The sequence below is a fragment of the Pediococcus stilesii genome (assembly GCF_001437075.1).
GTDB lineage: Bacteria > Bacillota > Bacilli > Lactobacillales > Lactobacillaceae > Pediococcus > Pediococcus stilesii.
Map to the genome: position 1 here is coordinate 147,589 of NZ_JQBX01000001.1, position 23,469 is coordinate 171,057.

Here is a 23,469-nt window from a genome sequence, read left to right on the forward strand (position 1 = left end):
AAAATTAAGGTAAATCTTGATTTTTGGATTTTTTTTATTTTCATACGCATTGGTATTTTTTTACGCAAAATCATAAAAGACACTAAAAAATTTAATTAATTAAAATGGGCAACCCATCACCGACTAAATATCCGTGATAAGCCACCCATTGAAAACTTTATTTATAATTAGTATGGTCGTTAATTCAATTTAACCGTCGCGACTAAATTAATTCAAGTCACCGCTCTCGCTCTGTCTGTAGTAATTCACGAGCGTGTTCTAGACTCAATTCCGTAATATTAACTCCCGCTAGCATCTTGGCAATTTCATTAACTCGGCCTTCGTCGTTTAAAATTGTAAGCTTAGTCATTGTTCTTCCACCCACAACTTTTTTAGCGACATGGAGTTGATGGTCGGCTCGAGCTGCAACTTGTGGTAAATGCGAAATACATAGGACCTGCGAATGCAATGATATTTCGTGAATTTTGTCGGCAATTGCTTGCGCTACTCTTCCGCTTACCCCAGTATCAACTTCATCAAATACAATACTTGTGACACCCTCATTTCGCGCAAAAATCGTCTTCAAGGCCAACATAATTCGTGACAATTCACCGCCTGATGCGATTTTGGCTAGGGGCTTTAATTCTTCACCGGGATTGGGTTGGATTAAAAATTCCACTTCGTCAAAACCTTCATGGTCCGGTATCTTTTTTGGAGTAAATTGGACCTTAAACTGGGTTTTTTCCATGTACAATCCTGATAGTTGTTCACGAATCGCTTGCTCCAAACTAACTGCCATCTCCTGGCGCACTTTCGTTAGTTGTAATCCCAGCTTTTTAACCTCCTGATACCGTTGCTCTACCATTTCTGATAGATCGTTTAGATCCCTTCCTGAGCCAGTCATTTCGTTTAGTTCTATTTCAATCTTTTGTAGATAGTTGATAATTTCCGTAATAGAATTCCCGTACTTTTTCTTTAACTGTCGAATGACCTCTAGGCGTTGTTCAACCTCATCCAGTTCGGCAGAATTCCACTCCATCGCATCAATGGACGACCGAACTCGATTGGTGACATCTTCTAAAGCGTAATACGCATTTTGAACTTCTTCTGACATTTGTTGATACTCTTCATCATAATCAGAGATTCCCTGCAACTCCTGCATCACACTGCCAATTTGGTCAATTGCCGAAACATCATCATCGCCTTCTAAAATTTGAAAGCTCGTTGCTAGAGCGTCTGAAATACTTTGAAAATTAATTAATTGCTCCCGTCGCTTTTCTAATTCATCGTCTTCGCCTTGCTCCAAATTAGCAGATTGAATTTCATCAACCTGAAATTGTAGCATATCAACTCGCTGATTCCATTCATGTTCATTTTGCCGACTTTTGTTCAACTGATTATTAAGCTTTGAATACTCCGTGAAAGTTGCTTGATATTTTTCTCTAATAGCACCGACTGCGTTTTCATCATACTGATCAAGTAGAGCGAGATGTTTCTCGCTATCCATCAATTCTTGATGTTCGTTTTGACCGTGAATGTCAATTAAAGTTTGACCAACCAACTTTAAACTGTTTAAGTTAACAATTGTTCCGTTAACACGACACACGCTTCGACCAGTTTTAAATAAGTCGCGGGTAATCACTAAATCATCTGATGGTTCAATTCCCAGATTGGTTAAGACCGTTTTTGTGTTTTCAATTTCCGAAATATCAAATACGCCCTGTAAGACGGCTTTATCAGTTCCAGTCCGCACAAAATCGACCGATCCACGACCACCTGCTAACAGTCCCACCGCGTCGATGATAATTGATTTACCGGCACCAGTTTCTCCAGTTAAAACGGTCATCCCTTGCTTGAAACTAACATCAAGTTGCTCGATAATCGCAAAATCTTTGATTGATAATTCTAATAACATAAATTCCTACCCCTAAATATACGCAATGGAACGCGTAATGCGCTCCTTTAATTCAATCGCGTGCTCGTTGTCTTTGCAAATAACTAACACACCGCTATCATCACTAACAGCTGCAAAAACAAAGCTATAATGCACTTGTTTAAGTGTCGCCGAAATACTTGGACCATTTCCTGGTCGTAAGTCGATAAATACAAGCTGATCTTGAACTCGAATTGAAATTAAAGCAGAGTTTAAGAGCGAAAAAAATCTTTGCTCAATCTGAGAGCTATCACTTTTTGGGAAAGAATAGCGCACCCCACCATTTTTTGCAGCAATTTTTATTAGTTGCAATTCTTTTATGTCACGAGAAATGGTTGCCTGCGTCACTTCCACGCCTCGTTTTTTTAGAAGACGAACGATATCATCCTGTCTTTCAACTTCATTATCATTAATTATTTGCCTAATTAGCTCATGCCGTTGATTCTTCCGCATTATTTCACCTACGAATTTAAATTAGAGTATGCATCATTAATAACTTGATCAATATTAACACTTTTTTCCATCTGCCCGTGATCGGTATCTGCTCGTTTTAGCCATGCCAAAAATTCAATATTTCCTTCGCCGCCTTTAATTGGTGAATAGTCTAACCCTTCCACATCAAATCCCTCTTCATTGGCCATACTCAAGACATTTTTCAATACTTCTTCATGAACCTTTCGATCGCGGACGATTCCATGTTTTCCAACATTTTCACGTCCAGCCTCAAATTGGGGCTTAATTAGGCTAACGACCGAGCCACCAGTTTTAATAATATTTTTTAGTGTGGGTAAAATTAATTTTAGTGAGATAAACGATACATCAATTGAAGCGAACTCCGGTTGCCCTCTAGTAAAATCTTCTAGCTTGCTATACCTAAAGTTCGTATTTTCCATTACTTCAACACGCGGATCTTCCCGCAATTTCCAAACAAGTTGATTAGTTCCAACATCCAAAGCATAACTTAATTTAGCGCCATTTTGTAGCATAACATCGGTAAATCCCCCAGTTGATGATCCGATATCCAATACCACCTGATCACGGACGCTAATTTTAAAAACTTTAAGAGCTTTTTCTAACTTCAACCCACCGCGACTAACATAGGGCATGGGCTTCCCTTTTAAATGTAATTTAACTGATGGATCGATCTTTACGCCGGGTTTATCTAGGCGTTCCTCATTATCCCCTAAAATTTCTCCTGCCATTACGGCTCTTTTTGCTTTTTCACGAGTGTCAAAAAGACCTTGTTCAACAAGCAAAACATCGACACGTTCTTTTGCCATTTTATTCTCCATTATTTTAAATACATTAAAAAACCTTCTAAAATTTCAACTTCAATGCCTTGGTTAAGTCTGGTCAGCTTATCCAGGTCATTCTGACAATTTTTCAAAACTTGATGCAATTCTGCTTTTGCATCCGTCAAACCTAGTAAATTAACGTAAGTATTTTTATTTAAATTTTGATCTTTTCCAGCCGTTTTACCGAGCTCCGCTGAACTTTTCGTTACATCGATAATATCGTCATGGATCTGAAATGCCAGACCAAATTGACGGAAAAAATCAACAATCAAGTGGGCAACGTCAGAATCAGTGTCGCTGATAATCAATGCCGCTTTTGCGGGGAATAATAACATTTTTCCCGTTTTCAGTTCATGCAGGTGCCGCAGTTTTTCCAACGTATATTGTCGTGTATTCCCTTGAATATCGAGTAGTTGTCCGGCTACCATGCCACTTGGACCCGCATCCAAGGCCAATTCAGAAACTAAATTTCGCTGAATGGTTGGTTCGAATCTTGTTGAAACGAGCCATTGAAAGGCGATCGTTAGTAAACCGTCTCCCGCTAATATAGCTTCCGCTTCACCAAATTTTTTATGGCTAGTTGGTCGTCCTCGGCGTAAATCATCATTGTCCATTGCGGGCAGATCGTCATGAATTAACGAATATGTATGAACAGCTTCCAAAGCTGCTCCAACAGTTAATTCTTCCTGACCAATTTTCCATCCTAACGTTTTTAAAACTGCTAACATTATCAAAGGACGGATTCGTTTTCCACCAGCGTCAACTGAATATTCCATCATTTCTCGTAAATCAGGATTCAGATCGTGATCCGATTCGAAAAGGGCGTTCAACCGTTGATCAATTAATTGCCGATTCTCTTTTACAAAGCGGTTAAAAATATCATTCATTTTTATCGTTAGACTCCAAATCAAGATTGGTCTCCTGCCCATTATCTTGCATCACTTTTGTCAAAGTTTTTTCAGCATTCTTTAACGTTTCTTGTAATTCAGAGCTAAGTTTGATTCCTTTTTGAAATTCAGTTAAGGCTTTTTCTAAAGGTATATCACCTTGCTCTAAATTTGAAACAACATTCTGTAATTCTTGTAAATTTTCTTCAAATGTTTTTTCTTCAGCCATTATTCTTCCTCTTTTTTGCGTATATTTTTGACTACCGCATCCACTTCACCATCGTTAAAATTCAGCTGAATTGGATCATCGACCTTTACTTCATCAACCGTTTTAATGACTTTACCGTTTTTGGTAACGTATGTGTAGCCACGACTCATAATTTTTAGCGGACTGAGAGTGTCTAAAGTTCCGATCATATTTTTCAAATCAGTCCGATATTTATAGAAAAGGTTGTTTGTATTATTTATCGTCAACGTCTTAAGATGTTCTACTTCTTGACCAGCTAATTTAACTTTGGTTATTGGATTGCTTGTAGTCAATTCCGAATTTATATCTTGAAACTGACTTTTTAAGTTCGTTATCTGTTGTGTTTGCAAGTTCACTAAACGTTCCATCAAAATATCAACATTTTGAAGATAGCCTTCGTAAAGCCGCTGCGGCTCTTGGAAAATGTAAGACTTTTCTAAGTGTTCTACTTCTTGACGTCGCACATTTAAAATATTTTTAAATGCAACCACCATTCGAATTCGGTTTTTCTGTAATTCTTCCAAGATATCCGACAAAACTGGCGTTGCTAACTCAGCTGCCGCGGTCGGTGTTGCGGCACGCATATCCGCCACTAGATCCGCGATTGTTGTATCCGTTTCGTGTCCAACCGATGAGATGACTGGTAGATGGCTTTCAAAGATTGCTCGAGCAACAACTTCTTCATTAAACGGCCATAGATCCTCAATTGATCCACCTCCGCGCCCGATGATGATTGTATCGAACCCCTCTAGTGAGTTAATCATTTTTATTTGAGCAGCAATACTTGGAGCCGCTTCACTCCCTTGCACGACTGCTGGAAATAAAACCAGTTGGACGATCGGAAAACGCCGACTAACGGTCGTTATGATATCACGAATTACGGCTCCTGATGGACTAGTGACGATCGCTATTTTTTTCGGATATTTTGGAATTGCTAACTTTGGTGCGCTAAATAGCCCCTCTTGAGCTAATTTTGCCTTTAGTTGCTCATATGCTTGATATAAAGCTCCTACACCATCAGGTTGCATACTGTCTACATAAATCTGATAGCTGCCGTTACCAGGATACAAACCGATTCGTCCACTAACAATTACTTTCATTCCCTCTTCCGGTTGAAATTTAACCTTTGAAAAAGCTGATTTAAACATAATTGCGCTTATTTTAGCATTCTCATCTTTTAGGCTAAAATACTGATGACTATTCATCCGCATTCGAAAGTTTGAAATTTCGCCAACTAGGTAAACTCGATGTAAATATGGATCAGCATCAAATTTTCGTTTTATATAGTTGGTTAAAGCAGTGACGGTTAGGTATTTATCCTCTTCCATGTCTAAACGCTCCACCTAGTTAGATCAATAGTTTGTTTCATTAACATCGAAATTGTCATTGGTCCAACGCCTTTTGGAACGGGTGTAATGAAAGAAGCCTTTTCTTGAACTTTTTCAAAATCAACATCACCCGTTAATTTTCCATTTTCGTCACGATCCATCCCCACGTCAATTACAACCGCTCCATCCTTAACCTGATCGGCCTTAATAAAATGCGCGATTCCAGTCGCAACTACCAGAATATCAGCTTTTTTAGTGATTTCCTTTAAATCCTTCGTATGACTATGAACAACCGTTACCGTCGCGTTTGCGTTTAATAATAATGCGGCCATTGGCTTGCCCACGATAGTACTTCTGCCGACAACCACGGCATTCTTACCATCAAGTGAGATTTGGTATTTTTTAAACATCTCCATAATTCCTTGTGGCGTACAAGCGACCGGAGTTTGCGCGATCTCATTTTCAAACAACCGTCCCACGTTAACAGGATGAAAACCATCTGCATCTTTTTTAGGATCGATTGCCATAATTACCTTAAACTCATCAATTTGCTTCGGAAGTGGCATTTGAACCAAAATTGCATTTACGTCAACATCCTGATTTAATTCATGAATTTTTGCAAGTAATTCTTTTTCAGTAGTATCAGAGTCCATTTTTATTACGGTTGACTTAATTCCTAACTTTTGTGCTCGTCTTTCTTTATTTCTAACGTAAATCTGACTTGCACCATCTTCTCCAACCAAAATAACAACAAGGTGTGGTGTAATCCCATTTTGCTTTAATTGTTCCGTTTCAACCATCGTTTGCGCATCAATTTCTGCTGCTAAAGATTTACCATCAATAATTTGACTCATAATACACGCCCCATTCTCCCAAAGTTTTAATACACATTAAATAATATCACATGAACCGTCATATTATTTTTAAATAAAATGAAAAATTAAAAAGGTTATAGATACTATTCATATCCATAACCCATTCTAATAAAAATTATTTTGCAGCAATGTTCGACAAAACACCATTTATAAACTTACGAGCGTTCTCGTCAGTATACTTTTTAGCTAGTTCAAGTGCTTCATTAATTGCAACTTTGTCTGGAACGTCAGTATACTTCAATTCATAAGTTCCCAGTTGTAGGATAACTCGGTCAGGACTCTCTAAACGATTCACAGTCCAACCTTGCTTTAATTCACTACCAATTAATTCATTAATAGCTTCAAGATTTGAATTAACTCCTACCACCAGATCCTTCAAAAATTTGTCCGGTGCTTCAGTTTCGTGAAACTCTTCCAATACCTGATCTTGTAGTTCTCCAAGATCTGCGTCAGGATTTGCACTTTTTGCAAAAATAATTTTAAAGGCGCTTTCTCGAATTTGATGCCGATTTAAACTCACTTGTTATCACCATTATTTTCTGAAAAAATATCATCGGGATCAATGTCCGACTTAGTTGTGTCTGGCATCATTCCGTTGACTTGTACGTTAACTTCATTAATTACAATTTCGGTCATAAACAACAATTGCTGCTTAACACGATCTTGAATCTTTGTTGCAACTTGTGGAACAGATACGCCAAAATCAAGTACAACGCTAACTTCAATGACTAGTCCGCGATCATCTTCAATTAGTTTTGCACCCGAACCCGACGAATCGCGGCCCAAAATCGTATTAAAACTTTTTGAAATATTATTACTCATCAAGTGAACACCATCAATTTGGTCCACAGTTATTCCAGCAATCGATTCGATTACGTCAGGTGCAATCGCAATTCCACCACTCTTTGAACTAGAATTACTCAATTCCAAGTATTTCGTATCTGCCATTACATTGCCTCCAAAAATTATGCGCGTGAGATATATGTCCCATCTTGCGTATTGATGTTTAATTCATCGCCTTCGTTGACAAAAAAAGGTACCTGAACTACTAATCCTGTTTCCATTGTTGCGGGCTTTGAGCCACCGCTAGCCGTATTTCCCTTAATTCCAGGTTCAGTAGCTGAAACCTTTAAGACAACGTTTTTAGGAACTTCAACGCCCAAGGTTTCTGTGCCAAAGAAGGAAATGCTAACGTCCATATTTTCAACTAGATAATTTTTTTCTTCCATAAGTCGTTCTTCAGGAATTTCAACTTGTTCATAAGTGTTATTATCCATAAAAATGAAGTTAGCACCATCGTTATACAAATATTGCATCCGTCTCGTTTCAATGTTTGCTTGTTCCATTTTTTCACCGGCGCGGAAAGTTTTTTCTTGAACCGCTCCAGTTCGTAAGTTTTTTAATTTTGAGCGAACAAAAGCACTACCCTTACCTGGCTTAACATGTTGAAATTCAACAATTCGCCAAATATTATCATCGACTTCAATGGTCAAACCATTTTTAAAATCAGATGTTGAAATTGTACTCATAATAGATTCCTCCAATTGTTTCTAAGTCTAATAATATCAATCGATTTCCTTTTTAACAAGAAAATCATTAAAAAAAGCCGGAACAATGTAAGTTGTCCCGACCTGAAGTTGTTCTATCGCTTATTCAGCATCTGCTACTGGATATACAGAAACTTGACGCTTGTCGCGACCTTTACGTTCAAAACGAACGATTCCATCTGCAAGAGCAAATAGAGTATCATCGTTTCCACGACCAACATTAACACCAGGGTAGATATGCGTTCCACGTTGACGATATAAAATCATGCCAGCTTTTGCGGCTTGTCCGTCAGCACGTTTTGTTCCAAGACGACGACCTGCTGAGTCACGGCCGTTAGAAGTAGAACCGCCTCCCTTATGATGAGAGAAGAATTGTAGATTCATTTCCATGGTAATTACACCTCCGAATAAAAATTAATTCATTACAAGATATTCTTTGTATGATTTACTAATGTCCGTTAAGCCTAATTCTAGAGCTTCAAGCAATACTTGAGCTTGTCGATTAGCATCGGCGTCAGCACTTTCCGGAACATTAACTGATAAAAATCCACCGTTATCATCATCCGAATCAACCAATGGCATTATCTTTGTGATTTGTTCGATACTATTAACCGTATTTATTGACAAAACTGACACTGCAGCACAGACAATATCTCTGCCATACTCACCAGAGTCGGCATGCCCCGTGATTTTAAAACCACTAATTCGATCTTGATCTTTAAAAATCCAAGTTTGTATCATCACTAATCACCTTCAATCAGACTAAGCGTTGATTGAGTCGATCGTTACTTTTGTATATGGTTGACGATGACCAGTCTTTGTATGTTGGTTCTTTTTAGCCTTGTACTTGAATGTTGTAATCTTCTTTTGCTTACCTTGTTTTTCAACAGTTGCAGCAACTGAAGCACCTTCAACAACAGGGGAACCAATCTTTGTAGATTCGCCACCTACAAAAAGAACTTGATCAAAAGTTACTTTTTCGCCTTCTGCAGCGTTTAACTTTTCAACGTATACTGATTGACCTTCTTCAACTTTAAGTTGTTTACCACCAGTTTTAATAATTGCGTACACAACGTGCACCTCCTTATAATCTAAGACTCGCCGAAGTAAGTGCTATGCTTGAAAACTCCCTCCGTGCGGTTGTAGCGTGGAGACCACACCAACGTTAATACTATACTGTACTTTACAAAATTCGTCAATACTAATCAACAAAGAAATCTGGCAGTACCATATTTGAACTGTCAATTTGATTTTTATTTCCTAGAACTAACTTGGCTGCACTTGCCATATAGTGCGGTGTGTATACCATGCCATCACTAAGCCACAGATTTACCATCCCGATTAAACCATCAACGTAGTAAGAACTTAATACGTCAATTGGAAATCCTTCTAAATTAATTTTATCGCCATAGTATTCAGCGAAATCTTTCATTGCTACACTCAACCGTTGTTTCAAAGCCACGGTGAAATCGGGTAGCTTACCTGAACTCATCACGACCGTGTATGTTTGATATTCATCAGCAATATTATTAAAAAATTTTGAAACGGATAATACGTCTGTTTCATGAGCATTTTCATGATTAAGCTCTTCAACATAATCTACCGAATCTTTTAATGCCGTTTTAAGCACGGAGTCGACCAATTCATTCATTGTAAAGGTCACAAACGCATTTTTATCTGAGAAGTGTGAATAAAACGCCCCCCTAGTAACGCCTGCTTCGTCACTAATTTGTCGTACGTTAATATCATCAACGTCATATGTCTTCAAAAGTAACACAAAAGCTCTTTGTAGTTTTCCCAACGTTTTAATAATTCTTGGGTCATCTTTCATATCTAACACCTCAAAAATAAATGAATATTTCTTTTCCTAAAATTATAGTTATATAGATACATGCTAAAAGTAATTACGTTTAACATACATTTTCTTTCTTCATTGTCCATAATAGCTTATAAACACCTACAAATGAACGATTATAGCAACATTTCATGTCTCATTTTTTTGGCAAAAAATAAAAAAACAAAACTCCACAAAATTATGTGCAATTTTTAAAAATCAACTCGTACGTGAATGGTTCAATTACACCGATGTAAATAACAAAAACAACGAATTAGTAAAGTAAAATTAATTCGTTGTTTTTGGTTTATTCATTACCACCAATCTGATAAAGATTTTGATCAGCTTTGGTATCCTTCAAAATTTGTTTGTATATTTTAGTTTGATCATTTTCGTTTTTAGTAATGCTGCGTGTCATTAATCGAATTGCGCTCAACATATTATCCCGAATTCGACCGCTCAGATCATCATCAAATCCGCGCTGATGCTCATAAGCGTTTTTAACAATTCCCTTAACGCCGCTGGCATCGTTTCCTAAAAGCTGTTTGAATTGTTTGGAATCCTTGCTCGACATGTTTTTCGAACCCTTGTCAATCATTTCATTTACAGACTTGATTACGGCTTTTTCAGTTTCTGGATTTTCTGAATTGAATTTCTTTAATTCTTTAATTGTGCCCCTAATCAGTACTTTGTCGGAAGAAATCTGTTCATATTTTTCGGGAGAAACCACGACAGTTCCATATACCTTGTTATGAACACATGCGCTTAAAACGACCACCAATAACATCATCGATAGTGCAATTGAAACTATTTTTTTCATCTAATTTTCCCTCCCCTTTCATTCATTATGTTAACTATAATGATACCTAATATTGCGAATAATTTAAAGCGTTTGATTCACTAAAGAAAGGAGCAGTTTCAATCACAATTATGTTGAAGTGCCGGACTGATATCAACATTTTTTAATGCAAAATATTTTACTAAAAGTCAAGGTTGTGAAATAATGCAATTAGAAGACTAGCGTTCACTTCTAAAATATTTCTTAAAGGGAAGTGGAAATTTGACCTATACAGATATCTATGGTTTTAAGCATGAAAACGCAACTGTCATTAGCAAAGAAGACGAATTTCATCGAATTTTTATTATTGAAGATGAACAGCATCGTCGTTTTGAATGTCTAAAGGAAAACCCCGAACCAACGCACAAGGGTCCTTCACATTGGAAACTTAGCTCACGAGATACTCCACCCGATAACTACTGGGACGTATTTGAGCCGAATGATAATTAGACTAAGCTACGCTAAGAATTTGATCCATTTTAAAAGTCATGATGATTTTTTCGTCATGACTTTTATTATTTCTCATGCGCTGGACCGGATTTTCATAAACTAGTGGAAATGCTTTTTAATCGTCAGTTTACGATGATTAATGACTACTCCTTAATTACAGTTTATTCAATTCAACCAGTTATAATGGCCTCTCAAAGGTACTGTTAGAAAAATAAAAAGACTAAACGTACTGATTACGGATATCGAAACATGTCGAATTTAATTACTAAAATTCGTTTAGACTTTGCCTAAAATAAAAAGTCTCGAACTCATAGTTTGAAACTTAAATATCTCTATCATACTATTTGATAAAAAATCATCCAATTCTTAGCGAATTGGATGATTTTCTATGTCCGATCTGCACCGTTAAGCACAAAAACCTTTATTATCAGTTCTTTAAGTATTTTTGAATGATTCGGGAGAGATTCGAACTCTCGACCGTCCGCTTAGAAGGCGGATGCTCTATCCAGCTGAGCTACCGAACCGTACTTGAATAGTATATTTAATTACGACGCTTATGTCAATGGATTTTTGCGTTTTAAACCGAGGAGTTTATTGTTATTAAGCAGTTATGGTAATGGATCACTTCTTATAATTCTTAAATTATTGATTGACAGAGTTGTTGAACGAAAAAAGTGCAAATAAAAAGACCCACATGTTATTAAATGGCGTCTAAAATGTAAGAGTTATATCCACCGTCTGGTTATGTAGGGGTCTTTATAAACGGAGTTGTTAAATTCACACTAAGTATTGATTTCGTATAAAACGATTTTATTTAATTTCGAATGAAACTTTTTCTTTAGTACCAAAATTGTGATAGAGTCCGGAGCCTTCAAATAATCTAAATACTCGAGCATTTTCACGATCTTTAGGATTTTGATATACAGTGGTAATAAACTTATTATCTTTAACTACATCCTCAATTTGATCCTGACCCAGTTCTTCAACCTGGCCTTCAACTCTGACAATTTCATAGACATTTTCACTAGAGAGGCCTTCAATTGAAACGTAAGGATGATCCATTAATTGCTTATAAAAGTCGGTCTTAGGACTAGTTACGAAGTAAATACCATGTTCTGAAACCATTCCAATGTTGATGTGACGAACATGTGGTTTTCCATCAGCATCAACGGAAGCCATTGCGGCTGGTGTCATAGTTTCTTTTAATTTTGTTAAAATATCTAAAGTGTTGTTCATTTTTTCTGCCTTCTATCCATAAGTATTTAAGAAACATAGCGTGGATTCTAACAACAACTTCATTTTACTTCAATTATCGTAAAAGTGTGAATATTAAGTCTTCGATTTTTGAAATTAGATTAAAGCATCCATCTTTTGGGCAATTTTGAAAATTAAACCACACGGTTGAATTATCCGTCTCACACAATTTTTTTAGATTCTAAAATGAAAACGTCCGCCGCTAAAAATAGAATTATCATTCCAAACGAAACAGCAATTAGCATATTTACCGTTCCATAACTTTGAACTGCGTAGCCAACTATTGGATTGATTATCATTGTAACTAAGCTAATGACAAACGATAAACCCGATATAAACGTCGCTCTAGATTGATCTTTGACCCAAAGATTTAGCATCCCCATTACGATTGGATCTAAAATATCTTCGGTTATATAAAGTAACCCAATTCCAATTAAAAATTGATAACTATTGTTCTGTACGTCAAATAACGTACCAGCTAAAAGAACTAAAATAACTAAAAAGGTAATCTTTTTATACGATAGACTTGATAATCTGTATGACTGCGTCGCAACTAAACCCCCGATTAAACTGTAAATCATAAATATTCCGCCGTTTAAAGAAGCCGAAAAACCAATTTTGGAAACATAATCTGGTAGCAATGTAAAAACTGCATCCACGGTAGCAACCGTTAGCGCGATAAAAGAAAATAAAAAGCAAATGTTAGGAGAACGTGTCATCTCTTTAAAAACTGATAGTACGTCAAAGATTCCTTGCCTTTTTGTCTTTGACTGACGTTCTTCTAACCCACTATTAAGATCTTCTACAAAAAAGATGATTACCATCGCCAATAGTAACGCTGCCGTTTGTAAAAAATAAGGAAGTCCGCTTTCAAACTCATAAAATATACCACCGAGAAAAGTCGCTACGCCCGTTGCAATCGCACCAAACAATTGTACTTTCCCCCGAATTTTACTGTACTCTTTTTCATTACCACCTTCACGAATCCCCTCATAAAACAGTGCATCGTCAGCCCCGCTTAACAATGCGTTTCCAACACCCTCCATAAAAAAGGAAATCGCTAAAAGCATATAAATACTGCCCTTGGCTAGTTGTAAATATGAAGTGGCCGCTATCACTAAGGGCGAGATGCTTAATACTATCAATCCCATCATAATTATCGTTTTTCGTTTAAAAATATCGCTAAGAACTCCACTTGGAATTTCGAAAATAAATTGTGAAAACAAAAAAATCGATTGCAGTGTAGCAAACTGAATAAGATTAAATTTTAAAAATTGTACTAAAAAAATTATATTGATAATTCTGGTAAATCGAAGTCGTGTGAAAATAGTGTATGTATAATATTTGTTATCAATCCTAACGATATTTTTAATATATCTCACGCCCTTAAATTATCCTATCCATCATGTCGTATTTTCATTCTTTGTGTAAAACTTATTGTTTTTTAATTATATTTTAATCTTAAATCATCTAAAAGACAATGTTTAAAATGAATAAATTTTTATACCTTCAACCCCATCTATCCCAATTATTTCATTGAAATAGATAATTTAGGAACGGCCGAATTCAATCTGCGCCATTAAATATTTTTATCGATTAGATCCTCTCAAACACAATCATCATTAAATTTTGATTTGAATTAAAATATACACTAAAATAGCGAGTGTTAGGAACTTCATCGATTATCAATTCAGTCCATGAACTTAAAAAAATAATAAAACATATCAACAAAAAGATTAGGGGTAAATCTTATGTTAATCGCTTTTACCGGAACCAACAATGCTATCAAAACGACAATGATCAACGCGTTAAAAGAAAAAAAGGATCCAAAAATATACAGTTTCTATGAAAATTCTATTTCCGCTTCTGACGCCACCCTATCGCAAGAGCTTTCTTCCAATAAAATAATTATCTGGAATCAAAATATAGATGAGCTTCATATTAATACGCGTGCTAAAAATGATTTTACTCTATTAATAAATTCGTACTTTAAAGAAGCAATCAGGAACATCGGCAAGCCTAACTTAACTTTCTTCTTTGAAAATTATCCGCAGGACGATGCTGCAAAAACGCGAAATTCAACAAACTCCGACTTAAAAAAAGCATTTCTAAAAGTCTCACATAATTTTTACAAGAACAAAGCTAAACTCGATAAGCCAATTTTAGTAGTAGCGGACAGTCTAAGCTCCGATGATCTTTACAATCAAGTCGATTCTACTCTAAAAAAATACGAAAAAGGTCTGGTGATAATTGATCATAAGAGAGCGAATACTCTAGTTTCACTGGTTAGAGATGAATTTTTAAACGATCCATTCTTCATACAAGTACAAAAGAATTTAATCGAAAACCAGGTCCCAAAATCGATCGTTCGCGGCTCATTAGAACATGCCCGCTTTTTATTTTTTATTGCCTCCAATGATCATGGCTTGAAATCAAAGTCTATGTATGACAAAGCCAAAACGCTCTATCAAGCACATCCCGAGTATTTCGATGCCAACTATATGTCAAAGCAAAGTACCTCATTTGCAAAAGAGCATATTGCCGATAAAATTAGCACCCGCTACCCCAACGTTTTTTCAAAAAATTGGATTGAAAACGCAAGAAAAATCGTCCGTGAATTTGATGGAGAGCCCCTAAATATTTTTAAGAGTACTACCAACGCTCTTGAACTGCTTCAAATCGTAAAATCTTTTAGCGGCTACGGACCCAAAATTGGCGGAATGATTGTTCGTGCGGCATATTCTTTAAAATTTAATGATAAATTGAAAGACATGAAAAGCGTTCCCGTACCGGTTGATGTTCATGACTCCCAAATTTTATTTCAATCTGGTATTTTATATACGGCTAATCCTAAAAATATCCAACACCCAAAATATATAGAAACGGCTCAACAAGAAATCCTCGATGCTTGTAACAGACAGCATCTGGATTGGACCATCGTTGACAAAGCGCTTTGGTTAATCAGGTCCACCGGAACCTATTCGAAATTTATAGGAAGTAAGCTAAGCGTGTAATATAAAACCATTTTCAGAATTAAAAATGTACCATATGGTCGTTCTGACCGCTGGCCCAGCTTAAGACTTTTAAACCACTCAAAAACAGTAGTAAACTCCTCGCAAAAAGCTAAGGAAGGTTACTACTGCTTTTAAATTTAGTAATTATTTTTTTGACGCTGATGGTTAACTTGATTTTTTTGGAAGAAGCTATCTTGAATTTCTTCCGGACTATACTGCAAACCTTGAATTCCTAGTTTCATAAACATATGCCACGCATGAACATAGTCAGTACTACGATTATATGCATACGCTGAGTAAAGCATTTTTTTAACATTCAAATACATCAGGGACAGATCGAGATTCCTTGAATCACTTTTGAATTTATCCAGTTCTTCATCGCTAATCACAATTAAGTGATTCCACTGATTTAAGTTGGCAAGCAACAGGAAGAAATCGGTTGCATCGACAAACTCATTTAACACAGTTTGTCGAACGCTTAAGTCTCCATCCCGCTTTCCACGATGGGTCTTCCAAACTTTAAACCATTCTGCGGCATTGGCTATTTCCGCCAGTTCAACATCCAAGGAGATGTATGCCTCCTGAATTCGGTCCTCTAAACTATTATTTAAATTGTGTTTAATTCTGATGTCCCGGTCTAAATTAACCGATGCTTGTAACATTCCTGCCCAGTCCATAAATCTCCTATCTAAAACTTCATTTTCAGTTTTAAACTTTGAATATTTCTAACATACCATTCGTTCAAGAAATCATATCTCTTGAAAACACTAAACAATGAGTATTTTTCTTCCGGATCAGTTATTTGGATTGCCCATTGATCCGAAGTAGAGTCCTCTTGAAAAATTGAGAAAATTACTTGGTTATTTAATTGAAGGAAGCCACCCTTTTGCCCATCACTATTTAGTAAGGTAAAGTGATTTTGCGCTGAATCAATAAAAAGTTGATCAGTGATATCTGTTTTTAATCCTAATTGTTCAAATTCATAAATCGTGTTGTTTCGCGTGTCAAACATATTGAAGTCAACCGCAAAGTCATAGGTATCCTCTAAAATATGCCCAAATTTAGTAAATAACTCCACTTCCGCATTCAAAACTTTGTCATTATCAACCTTATTCAAAAAATAGGTATCGTTAATTGTATCAGTTTCAAAACTCATTTTTTTGGTTTTCAAATCTAAACTAAAGATCGTTTGTTTAGAATTTTGATCAACATAGTTAACCGCACCATTTTGAATTTCAAACCGAAATTTTTGGTCAGTCTCTTTCCACGTATGTAAAAGGATTTGATGATCCTTTTCTACACTGGTTTCCAAACCCAGATTCGTTTTCAAACCGCTTAGTTCAATTAAGCGCGTCATGAAAATTAAATAATAATCGCTACCTTCAAATTTTTTGGGGAAGAGCACCGAATCACTATCAACCACAAATGAAAAAAGTCGATTAGCAGCGTTCAGAAGCTCCATCCGATCGGTCGTCGTGGTCAGCACTCGAAATAGATCCGCAAAATCCAATCCTCGTTTTAGGCCAGCATCAAGATTCGCTTGGACCTTAAGTAGTCCATCAACTAATGGCGCCTTTTTTTCACTTTTATCCATTAGACCTTACCTGCCCTTCATCTAACAGGCTACTAATGTAATTCCGATATAAATTGTCGGTTGTTTCACGAAACTCTTTGAAGCTCGTGAAACTTTTCTTTAACGCGTCCATCTCTAACCCTAAAGTTGTATCTTCTTTCGACAATGCCAAAATCTGCTTCTGATTTTCACGGATTTTTTCGGGAGCTTTAGCTGCCTGCTCATCTTCTTGTGCTAATTTTTCGAGTTCTTCTTTAATTTGTTGGCGTTCTTCTTTAATTTTATTTGACTCAAATAATCCACCCTTGTCGGCCAGACTATTCTGTTGTTCCATTAAGTTCTTTTGTTTTTCTTCGCGGTCTTTTTGAGATGACACCGCCTTTTGAAGTTCTACATTTTCTGCAGAAAGACTGGTAATTTGCTCTGAATTCAAAGTTTTATCTGGTTCATCAACGTTTAATGCTTTTTCAAGTTTTTCAAGTTTTTCTTCATCTAACTGATATTCCACATTTAACGCATCAAGCGTGCCAACTTCACGTCGATCCCACCAATTTCCAAAGAAGACGGTAAACCGACCCTTTTCAACCTCTCTGTAATAGAAAAACGGAAACTGTTTAATCAAATAGTCAATCAAGTTATCACTTAAGAAATGCGCTAGATCTTGTCGTTGATCCTTCACGAGTTCAAAAGGATACTCCCCAAACTCCAGATTAAAAGCATCGTTGATCTCATCTCTATAACGCAATGGACCCAACAATTGATAAATTCGTAGGTCATTATGTTGATCAATAGCTTCTGCTAATTCATTTATGTATTGATCCTTGTTCTTCAGTTGAGAAATTAAAATATCTCGACTGGATTCTTCGTGATTCATACGTTCGTCTGCCATGATATCGCTCCATTCTGTAGTTCTGTTCTAATGTTACAAAAAAATGTCAAATAAATAAAGGAATTAGTTAACAAATTTAAATAAAATTCAAAAAAGAAAATCTAATTATCATTTTCAGGTCTCAGTTATGATCAATAATTTAAAATGCATACAAAAAAGCCATAGCAAAAATTCACTCTACTATGACTTCAAAAACCCTTATCATAAACATATGCGTTTTAAAAAAATACTTTACGTGGTGCTGAAGTAAGCATCGCTTTCAGCTTTTAAAACATTTCAAGATATTGATCACGTTCCCATTGTGTAACTTCCTGACGGTACGAAGCCCATTCTAGTTTCTTAGCTTCTAAAAAGCTTTGGAAAATATGGCTTCCTAGCGCCTTACGCATCACATCGTCTTTTTCAAATTCTTTTAAAGCATTGTGCAACGTTGATGGAAGATCCGTAATATGTTCTTCATGTCGTTCTTCAATGTTCATGCGATAGATATTTCGATCAACTGAATCTTCAGGTTCAATCTTATTTCTAATCCCATCCAATCCGGCTTCTAGAACAGCAGCAATTGCTAAATATGGATTGGCGGCTGGGTCGACACTTCGCACTTCAAAACGTGTCGATAGTCCTTTACTAGATGGAACTCGGATTAACGGCGAACGGTTTGAACCTGACCAAGCAACATAAACCGGTGCCTCATATCCTGGAACGAGCCGCTTATAAGAGTTAACAATCGGATTACATACGGCCGTGTAGCTTCGAGCATGCTTCAGCAAACCACCTAAGAACCAATACGCTTTCTGTGAAAGTTGTAATTCACCATCTTCATCATAAAAGGCATTACCATCCTTATTGAACAACGACATATTCAAATGCATTCCAGAACCATTAATTCCATCCATTGGTTTTGGCATGAAGGTCGCATGTAAGTTATATTTACGAGCAACCGTCTTTACGACTAACTTAAAGGTCTGAATATTATCAGCCGCCGTTAACGCATCTGCATATTTAAAATCAATTTCATGTTGTCCTGGTGCAACTTCATGATGCGAAGCCTCAACATCAAAGCCCATATTTTCAAGTTCAAGAACAATATCACGACGACAATTTTCGCCTAAATCAACGGGTGCCAAGTCAAAGTAACTACCGTTGTCATTTAAATTTGTAGTTGGCTTTCCTTGTTCATCCAATTTTAATAAGAAAAATTCAGGTTCCGGTCCAATATTAAAGTCTGTAAAACCTTCATTTTTCATATCTTCTAATGTACGAATCAAGTTGTTACGTGGGTCACCGACGAACGGTTTGCGGTCATTTGAGTAAACCTCACAGATAATGCGGGCAACCTTCCCGTGTTCGCTTCCCCATGGGAATACCATCCAAGTCGATAAATCTGGGTATAAGTACATATCGCTTTCTTCAATTCGAACAAAACCGTCAATTGAAGAACCATCAAACATTAACTTATTTCCTAAAAGCTTGTCTAATTGACTAATTGGAACTTCAACATTTTTAATCACACCAAAAAGATCTGTAAACATTAATCTAAGAAAACGAACATTTTCATCTTTTGCCATCTGACGAATATCTGCTTGCGAATAATTTTTCTTTGCCATAATTGTACTTAAACGCCCCACTTTATTTTTTTATACTAAACTCGTTTAATTGGAAAAACCGGTCCCGGATCGTCGGACAATCGACCAGTCTGTAACAGTTCATCCCTTAAAAGCCTTCGCATCTGCGTATCTGAAAGGTCATTTTGTAACTTCTGTTCACGTTCTTTAAACACACGTTTTATATCAGCGATGTTTAACCCATCAGCCAAAAAGTCTTTAATTTCAAGCAAACGATCAATATCATTCAAAGAAAATAAACGTCGATTCCCTTCACTACGATTTGGAAAGACCAGCTCGTTTTTTTCATAATAACGAATTTGTCGAGCCGTTAGAGATGTCAGTTTCATAACTGTACCAATTGGTAAAACGGCCATTGAGCGACGCAATTCTTTTTCACTCATTCCAATAACTCCTTTAACATTGAATTCATTCTAACAATCGTTTAGGCTTCCGTCAAGCACTGATGTCACATTTTATTACATCAGCTAAAAAAGGTCGTTTCAACTGCCTTCGTAATTGCTATTTTTACGTGCGAATATGTTAGACCACCTTGCAAATATAAAGTATATGGTGCCCTTATCGGACCATCTGCTGAAAACTCAATACTTGCGCCTTGTACAAACGTTCCGGCAGCCATAATTACTTTGTCCTCGTACCCAGCCATTTCAGAAGGCTCTGGATCGACGTATGAGTCCACGGGTGAATTTTTTTGGATTTGTTTAGCAAATTTAATCATTGAATCTGGCTCGCCGAAATTAATTGTTTGAATTAAATCAGTTCGTGGATCATCCCACTTGGGACTGACTTCTAGATTGCACTTTTCAAGAATCGCACTCTCAAAAATCGCTCCCTTAATCGCCGCACCAGTGACTTCTGGAGCCATGAAAAATCCTTGGTACATTCGACGCATATTTTCCAACGTTGCTCCTTCTTCTTTTCCCGCTCCAACATTGGTTAAACGATTAGCAATTTTTAAAATCAAATCACTTCGGCCGACAACATATCCCCCAGTTTGAGCAATCCCACCACCGGCGTTTTTAATTAATGAACCAACCATGACGTCCACGCCAATTTCGGTTGGTTCAATCATTTCTGAAAATTCTCCATAACAATTGTCAACAAAGATCGTCACATCTGGTAAAACTTCACGGATAAATTTCACCATTTTTTGAATTTCAGCAACTGTAAAACTGGCACGGGCTGAATAACCGCGGGAACGTTGAATTGCAACTACTTTAACCTTCTGAGTTAATTTACGCCTAGCTTCTTCAAAATCAACCTCGCCGCTTGGTAACAAAGCCACATAGTCAAAATCGATATCAAAATCACGTAACGAACCCATTCCAGATTTACCCGTAATTCCAATGACTTCTTGAATTGTATCGTAGGGCATTCCGGTTAGATATAACAATTCATCGCCCGGACGTAGCATACCAAAAAACGAAGTACTAATTGTATGTGTTCCGGAAACAAACTGTGGACGAACCAGCGCATCTTCTGTTTTAAAGACGTCAGCATAAACCCTTTCCAAGGTCTCACGTCCCATATCGTTATAACCATATCCCGTGGTACCATTTAAGTTCTCTTCAGCTACTTTTTCCTTTTGAAAAGCGTCCAAAACTTTTTGTTGATTGAACGTAACTTGATCGTCAATTTCCATTAACCGTGCTTGGATTTGCCGTTCAACATTTTTTACTAACGTTTGTACTTCGGGTTTAAAATTATCTTTCCAATTCATTTTTTTGATTTAACCAACTTTCAATTTTTTGATTTATTTTTAATTGATCAGACTCATTTTGCAAAATATCAAACCACTGAACATCCATTTTATTTCTAAACCAGGTCAACTGTCTTTTAGCATAGTGTCGGGAATCTTTTTTAATTAATTCGACAACTTGTTCCAGACTACGTTCGCCTTTGAAATAGGATTCCCATTCACGATAGCCAATTCCTTTCGTGGCTTGGGGCACCTCATCTTGGTCAAATAGCCACTGGGCTTCCCGGAGAAGACCATTTTGCAACATCAAATCAACCCTTTGATTTATCCGAGCATACAGGTTCAGTCGATTGGTGTTCAAACCAATTATCAAACTATCATACGGAGGTTTTCTGGAATTTTGCTCTGAAAATTTGATGCCATTTAACTCGTAAACTTCAATTGCCCGAATCATTCTGCGACGATTATGTTGATCAATTCGATTTGCTGACTTTTGATCAACTTTTCGCAGCATCTGAAATAATTCTTCATCAGTTTTTTCATCCAAAGTTTTTCGAATTGCTAGAACTTGCTCCCGATTTTCAGTGTTTCCGCCTAACTCTAAATCCTCCAAAAGCGCCTGAAGATAAAATCCTGTCCCCCCCACAATTAAAGGAACTTTATTCCGATTTGTTATTTCAATAATGAGCTTCTCAGCGCTTGATTTAAAATCCTGAACCGTAAACGAATCTTGGACATTCCTTATATCAATAAGATGATGTCGTACTCCGTCCATCTCTTCCGGCATAATCTTAGCCGTCCCAATATCAAGTCCTCGATAGACTTGCATCGAATCCCCTGAGATAATTTCTGCATTAAATCTTTTGGCAATCTCAATTGAAAGCTGAGTTTTACCGACGGCAGTGGGACCGACAATCGCCAAAACTTTATTCATTCTATTCTCCTTGAATCTCTTTTCTAATTTTTAGTGCTCGTGCTGGATAATCCGTAATAATTCCCTTAAAGCGTTTTTTACAACAGTACCGAATATCTTCAGCACTATTAACCGTCCACGGTCGTAGCGCTACATGTGGTAAAAAAAAGCGATGACTACGAACCCACGTAATACTTGGATGCCATTCCTGAATAATTTTATGGCGAATAAATTTACGAGCAGCTTTAGTGTTGATTTTAAATAAACTAGCAACTTCCACGTCGGGCTGCAGTTTATGCATCGTACTGACCGTTTTAGGATTAAAGCTTGAATATACCAGATGGAACCTAATCGGTCGGTTTTTAAAAAAATCATAAACTTTATATTCAATACCCGGGTATTTAATTTTATCAGTTTTCAATTCCAAATTGAAAATCCCTCTGTATTTTCTTTGATCGAGTAAATCGACAACTTCTTCCAAAGTTGGAATGCGTTCATTTATATATTTTTCACTAAAGTATGCGCCTGCATCCAATTGCTTTAATTCGATTAAAGTTTTATCAAATACCCTTCCTTCACCGTTAGTAGTTCGATTGACGGTTTCATCATGAATAATAATCAGCTCTCCATCGCTAGATAAATGGACGTCGGTTTCAATTCCATCGGCTCCATCGTCAATCGCCTGATTAAAAGCGGCAAGTGTATTCTCGGGCCGAGTACCTTTACTCCCCCTGTGAGCAATAATTTGAGTTATCATGTTATTCTCCTACGTAATTTCTGGTATTTTCCACTAATTCAGCGCATAATTAAGGTAATCAAAGTAAGGAGCTGATGTAGATGGGTAAATTTTTTAAAGGTTTTCTATTTGGAGTAATTTCAACGCTTGGCGCAATTACTGGTGCCTTATATACTTTCCATAAAGTTGTTGTTGAACCGGTTGAAGAGCAAGAAAATCGGGCTGAAGAAAATCGTCGACGTGCACACCGCAAACAGCATGCTGCACAAAACGGTTAAAACAATCAACTTATTGGTATGGTGCGATTGTATTCAACTTTAAAACACTTTGCACCTGTTAGGTTTAATAATCTAAATAAAAAACTGGGACCTTGGAATTATTTTAGAAATATCCATTTGTTCTAGTTTTTTATTTTCGCTTAGCATCTAATTTCTATCTAATTAATAATACACCTCTTGGTCAGAGTCCAACACTTCAAAATCAATTTCTTTCGTCTGAATTCATTAACTACATAAAAAAGATTGGGTTAATGACCTGTACCCCAGAAGTTAAA

Annotated in this window: 28 protein-coding genes, 1 tRNA gene and 1 other annotated feature; of the genes, 3 read left to right on the forward strand and 26 right to left on the reverse strand. The window is 36.7% G+C overall.

Features of this window, described 5'->3' with window-relative positions; translation table 11 throughout:
• Positions 1–217 precede the first annotated feature (217 nt).
• The 15 genes from recN to IV81_RS00805 all read right to left on the reverse strand — a co-directional run bounded on the left by recN (position 218) and on the right by IV81_RS00805 (position 10,745).
• A complete protein-coding gene (recN, locus tag IV81_RS00735) occupies positions 218–1,894 on the reverse strand; it encodes a DNA repair protein RecN (protein WP_057801297.1) in 1,677 nt (558 codons plus the stop codon).
• A 12-nt stretch (positions 1,895–1,906) separates the two neighbouring features.
• Positions 1,907–2,365, reverse strand: coding sequence for an arginine repressor (locus tag IV81_RS00740; RefSeq protein ID WP_057801299.1), 459 nt, complete (start codon positions 2,363–2,365; stop codon positions 1,907–1,909).
• 8 nt (positions 2,366–2,373) lie between these two features.
• A complete protein-coding gene (locus IV81_RS00745; RefSeq protein WP_057801300.1) occupies positions 2,374–3,192 on the reverse strand; it encodes a TlyA family RNA methyltransferase in 819 nt (272 codons plus the stop codon).
• A gap of 11 nt (positions 3,193–3,203) precedes the next feature.
• Positions 3,204–4,094 carry a polyprenyl synthetase family protein gene (locus IV81_RS00750; RefSeq protein WP_057801301.1) on the reverse strand — a complete coding sequence of 297 codons (891 nt, stop codon included), beginning with the start codon at positions 4,092–4,094 and terminating at the stop codon, positions 3,204–3,206.
• Positions 4,087–4,323: an exodeoxyribonuclease VII small subunit gene (locus tag IV81_RS00755; protein WP_057801302.1), complete on the reverse strand. Its 237-nt coding sequence runs from the start codon at positions 4,321–4,323 to the stop codon at positions 4,087–4,089. The genes IV81_RS00750 and IV81_RS00755 overlap by 8 nt, the downstream gene beginning before the upstream one ends.
• Positions 4,323–5,669, reverse strand: a complete 1,347-nt coding sequence (gene xseA / locus IV81_RS00760) for an exodeoxyribonuclease VII large subunit (RefSeq protein WP_057801303.1) — start codon at positions 5,667–5,669, stop codon at positions 4,323–4,325. Before xseA ends, IV81_RS00755 begins: the two co-directional genes overlap by 1 nt.
• Before the next feature lie 2 nt (positions 5,670–5,671).
• A complete protein-coding gene (gene folD, locus IV81_RS00765; protein WP_057801304.1) occupies positions 5,672–6,523 on the reverse strand; it encodes a bifunctional methylenetetrahydrofolate dehydrogenase/methenyltetrahydrofolate cyclohydrolase FolD in 852 nt (283 codons plus the stop codon).
• A gap of 136 nt (positions 6,524–6,659) precedes the next feature.
• Positions 6,660–7,064 (reverse strand): transcription antitermination factor NusB, encoded by a 405-nt coding sequence (gene nusB, locus IV81_RS00770; protein WP_057801307.1) that lies wholly within the window; start codon positions 7,062–7,064, stop codon positions 6,660–6,662.
• Positions 7,061–7,492, reverse strand: a complete 432-nt coding sequence (locus tag IV81_RS00775) for an Asp23/Gls24 family envelope stress response protein (protein ID WP_057801309.1) — start codon at positions 7,490–7,492, stop codon at positions 7,061–7,063. Before IV81_RS00775 ends, nusB begins: the two co-directional genes overlap by 4 nt.
• A gap of 17 nt (positions 7,493–7,509) precedes the next feature.
• Positions 7,510–8,073 (reverse strand): elongation factor P, encoded by a 564-nt coding sequence (gene efp / locus IV81_RS00780; protein WP_057801310.1) that lies wholly within the window; start codon positions 8,071–8,073, stop codon positions 7,510–7,512.
• Positions 8,074–8,193: 120 nt separating this feature from the next.
• A complete protein-coding gene (rpmA, locus tag IV81_RS00785; RefSeq protein ID WP_002831450.1) occupies positions 8,194–8,481 on the reverse strand; it encodes a 50S ribosomal protein L27 in 288 nt (95 codons plus the stop codon).
• Between the two features lie 24 nt (positions 8,482–8,505).
• Positions 8,506–8,832 carry a ribosomal-processing cysteine protease Prp gene (locus IV81_RS00790; protein WP_057801314.1) on the reverse strand — a complete coding sequence of 109 codons (327 nt, stop codon included), beginning with the start codon at positions 8,830–8,832 and terminating at the stop codon, positions 8,506–8,508.
• A 21-nt stretch (positions 8,833–8,853) separates the two neighbouring features.
• Positions 8,854–9,162, reverse strand: coding sequence for a 50S ribosomal protein L21 (rplU, locus tag IV81_RS00795; RefSeq protein ID WP_057801316.1), 309 nt, complete (start codon positions 9,160–9,162; stop codon positions 8,854–8,856).
• A 13-nt stretch (positions 9,163–9,175) separates the two neighbouring features.
• Positions 9,176–9,243: a sequence feature (ribosomal protein L21 leader region), on the reverse strand.
• A 49-nt stretch (positions 9,244–9,292) separates the two neighbouring features.
• Complete coding sequence (locus tag IV81_RS00800; protein WP_057801318.1) at positions 9,293–9,922, reverse strand: TetR/AcrR family transcriptional regulator; 630 nt, start codon at positions 9,920–9,922, stop codon at positions 9,293–9,295.
• Between the two features lie 310 nt (positions 9,923–10,232).
• The gene (locus tag IV81_RS00805) at positions 10,233–10,745 is read right to left on the reverse strand and encodes a hypothetical protein (protein ID WP_057801320.1); all 513 of its coding nucleotides are present in this window, start codon (positions 10,743–10,745) and stop codon (positions 10,233–10,235) included.
• Between the two features lie 240 nt (positions 10,746–10,985).
• Here IV81_RS00805 and IV81_RS00810 point away from each other — a divergent pair, with 240 nt between their 5' ends.
• On the forward strand, positions 10,986–11,213 hold the full coding sequence (locus IV81_RS00810) for a hypothetical protein (protein WP_057801322.1): 228 nt from the start codon (positions 10,986–10,988) through the stop codon (positions 11,211–11,213).
• Between the two features lie 450 nt (positions 11,214–11,663).
• Here the strand turns inward: IV81_RS00810 and IV81_RS00815 are convergent.
• The 3 genes from IV81_RS00815 to IV81_RS00825 all read right to left on the reverse strand — a co-directional run bounded on the left by IV81_RS00815 (position 11,664) and on the right by IV81_RS00825 (position 13,849).
• Positions 11,664–11,737: transfer RNA gene (locus IV81_RS00815), tRNA-Arg, on the reverse strand.
• Between the two features lie 286 nt (positions 11,738–12,023).
• Positions 12,024–12,449: a pyridoxamine 5'-phosphate oxidase family protein gene (locus IV81_RS00820; protein WP_057801324.1), complete on the reverse strand. Its 426-nt coding sequence runs from the start codon at positions 12,447–12,449 to the stop codon at positions 12,024–12,026.
• A 179-nt stretch (positions 12,450–12,628) separates the two neighbouring features.
• A complete protein-coding gene (locus IV81_RS00825) occupies positions 12,629–13,849 on the reverse strand; it encodes an MFS transporter (protein ID WP_236696795.1) in 1,221 nt (406 codons plus the stop codon).
• Positions 13,850–14,218: 369 nt separating this feature from the next.
• On the opposite strand from IV81_RS00825, the gene IV81_RS00830 reads away from it, so the two are divergent.
• The gene (locus IV81_RS00830) at positions 14,219–15,481 is read left to right on the forward strand and encodes a hypothetical protein (RefSeq protein ID WP_057801326.1); all 1,263 of its coding nucleotides are present in this window, start codon (positions 14,219–14,221) and stop codon (positions 15,479–15,481) included.
• A 137-nt stretch (positions 15,482–15,618) separates the two neighbouring features.
• Here the strand turns inward: IV81_RS00830 and IV81_RS00835 are convergent, their stop codons facing one another.
• The 8 genes from IV81_RS00835 to IV81_RS00870 form a co-directional block, all read right to left on the reverse strand.
• Entirely contained in the window at positions 15,619–16,158 is a 540-nt protein-coding gene (locus tag IV81_RS00835) for a dUTPase (RefSeq protein ID WP_057801328.1), read from the reverse strand.
• 11 nt (positions 16,159–16,169) lie between these two features.
• Positions 16,170–17,075, reverse strand: coding sequence for a hypothetical protein (locus IV81_RS00840; protein ID WP_057801330.1), 906 nt, complete (start codon positions 17,073–17,075; stop codon positions 16,170–16,172).
• Positions 17,068–17,943, reverse strand: coding sequence for a hypothetical protein (locus tag IV81_RS00845; RefSeq protein ID WP_057801332.1), 876 nt, complete (start codon positions 17,941–17,943; stop codon positions 17,068–17,070). Before IV81_RS00845 ends, IV81_RS00840 begins: the two co-directional genes overlap by 8 nt.
• A gap of 266 nt (positions 17,944–18,209) precedes the next feature.
• The gene (gene glnA / locus IV81_RS00850; protein ID WP_057801334.1) at positions 18,210–19,550 is read right to left on the reverse strand and encodes a type I glutamate--ammonia ligase; all 1,341 of its coding nucleotides are present in this window, start codon (positions 19,548–19,550) and stop codon (positions 18,210–18,212) included.
• Positions 19,551–19,585: 35 nt separating this feature from the next.
• Positions 19,586–19,951, reverse strand: coding sequence for a MerR family transcriptional regulator (locus IV81_RS00855; RefSeq protein WP_057801336.1), 366 nt, complete (start codon positions 19,949–19,951; stop codon positions 19,586–19,588).
• A gap of 80 nt (positions 19,952–20,031) precedes the next feature.
• Entirely contained in the window at positions 20,032–21,288 is a 1,257-nt protein-coding gene (locus IV81_RS00860) for a methionine gamma-lyase family protein (RefSeq protein WP_057801338.1), read from the reverse strand.
• A complete protein-coding gene (miaA, locus tag IV81_RS00865; protein ID WP_057801340.1) occupies positions 21,272–22,201 on the reverse strand; it encodes a tRNA (adenosine(37)-N6)-dimethylallyltransferase MiaA in 930 nt (309 codons plus the stop codon). Before miaA ends, IV81_RS00860 begins: the two co-directional genes overlap by 17 nt.
• A 1-nt stretch (position 22,202) precedes the next feature.
• Positions 22,203–22,937 carry a glycerophosphodiester phosphodiesterase gene (locus IV81_RS00870; RefSeq protein WP_057801342.1) on the reverse strand — a complete coding sequence of 245 codons (735 nt, stop codon included), beginning with the start codon at positions 22,935–22,937 and terminating at the stop codon, positions 22,203–22,205.
• An 80-nt stretch (positions 22,938–23,017) separates the two neighbouring features.
• Between IV81_RS00870 and IV81_RS09190 the strand changes: the two genes are divergently transcribed.
• Positions 23,018–23,194 carry a DUF3042 family protein gene (locus IV81_RS09190; protein WP_083484657.1) on the forward strand — a complete coding sequence of 59 codons (177 nt, stop codon included), beginning with the start codon at positions 23,018–23,020 and terminating at the stop codon, positions 23,192–23,194.
• Positions 23,195–23,469 lie beyond the last annotated feature (275 nt).

Bases quoted from the DNA above. Each gene is read 5' to 3' on its own strand.
- recN (WP_057801297.1), bottom strand. From the start codon at position 1,894: ATGTTATTAGAATTATCAATCAAAGATTTTGCGATTATCGAGCAACTT.
- IV81_RS00740 (WP_057801299.1), bottom strand. From the start codon at position 2,365: ATGCGGAAGAATCAACGGCATGAGCTAATTAGGCAAATAATTAATGAT.
- IV81_RS00745 (WP_057801300.1), bottom strand. From the start codon at position 3,192: ATGGCAAAAGAACGTGTCGATGTTTTGCTTGTTGAACAAGGTCTTTTT.
- IV81_RS00750 (WP_057801301.1), bottom strand. From the start codon at position 4,094: ATGAATGATATTTTTAACCGCTTTGTAAAAGAGAATCGGCAATTAATT.
- IV81_RS00755 (WP_057801302.1), bottom strand. From the start codon at position 4,323: ATGGCTGAAGAAAAAACATTTGAAGAAAATTTACAAGAATTACAGAAT.
- xseA (WP_057801303.1), bottom strand. From the start codon at position 5,669: ATGGAAGAGGATAAATACCTAACCGTCACTGCTTTAACCAACTATATA.
- folD (WP_057801304.1), bottom strand. From the start codon at position 6,523: ATGAGTCAAATTATTGATGGTAAATCTTTAGCAGCAGAAATTGATGCG.
- IV81_RS00775 (WP_057801309.1), bottom strand. From the start codon at position 7,492: ATGGCAGATACGAAATACTTGGAATTGAGTAATTCTAGTTCAAAGAGT.
- efp (WP_057801310.1), bottom strand. From the start codon at position 8,073: ATGAGTACAATTTCAACATCTGATTTTAAAAATGGTTTGACCATTGAA.
- rpmA (WP_002831450.1), bottom strand. From the start codon at position 8,481: ATGGAAATGAATCTACAATTCTTCTCTCATCATAAGGGAGGCGGTTCT.
- IV81_RS00790 (WP_057801314.1), bottom strand. From the start codon at position 8,832: ATGATACAAACTTGGATTTTTAAAGATCAAGATCGAATTAGTGGTTTT.
- IV81_RS00800 (WP_057801318.1), bottom strand. From the start codon at position 9,922: ATGAAAGATGACCCAAGAATTATTAAAACGTTGGGAAAACTACAAAGA.
- IV81_RS00805 (WP_057801320.1), bottom strand. From the start codon at position 10,745: ATGAAAAAAATAGTTTCAATTGCACTATCGATGATGTTATTGGTGGTC.
- IV81_RS00820 (WP_057801324.1), bottom strand. From the start codon at position 12,449: ATGAACAACACTTTAGATATTTTAACAAAATTAAAAGAAACTATGACA.
- IV81_RS00830 (WP_057801326.1), top strand. From the start codon at position 14,219: ATGTTAATCGCTTTTACCGGAACCAACAATGCTATCAAAACGACAATG.
- IV81_RS00835 (WP_057801328.1), bottom strand. From the start codon at position 16,158: ATGGACTGGGCAGGAATGTTACAAGCATCGGTTAATTTAGACCGGGAC.
- IV81_RS00840 (WP_057801330.1), bottom strand. From the start codon at position 17,075: ATGGATAAAAGTGAAAAAAAGGCGCCATTAGTTGATGGACTACTTAAG.
- IV81_RS00845 (WP_057801332.1), bottom strand. From the start codon at position 17,943: ATGGCAGACGAACGTATGAATCACGAAGAATCCAGTCGAGATATTTTA.
- glnA (WP_057801334.1), bottom strand. From the start codon at position 19,550: ATGGCAAAGAAAAATTATTCGCAAGCAGATATTCGTCAGATGGCAAAA.
- IV81_RS00855 (WP_057801336.1), bottom strand. From the start codon at position 19,951: ATGAGTGAAAAAGAATTGCGTCGCTCAATGGCCGTTTTACCAATTGGT.
- IV81_RS00860 (WP_057801338.1), bottom strand. From the start codon at position 21,288: ATGAATTGGAAAGATAATTTTAAACCCGAAGTACAAACGTTAGTAAAA.
- miaA (WP_057801340.1), bottom strand. From the start codon at position 22,201: ATGAATAAAGTTTTGGCGATTGTCGGTCCCACTGCCGTCGGTAAAACT.
- IV81_RS00870 (WP_057801342.1), bottom strand. From the start codon at position 22,937: ATGATAACTCAAATTATTGCTCACAGGGGGAGTAAAGGTACTCGGCCC.
- IV81_RS09190 (WP_083484657.1), top strand. From the start codon at position 23,018: ATGGGTAAATTTTTTAAAGGTTTTCTATTTGGAGTAATTTCAACGCTT.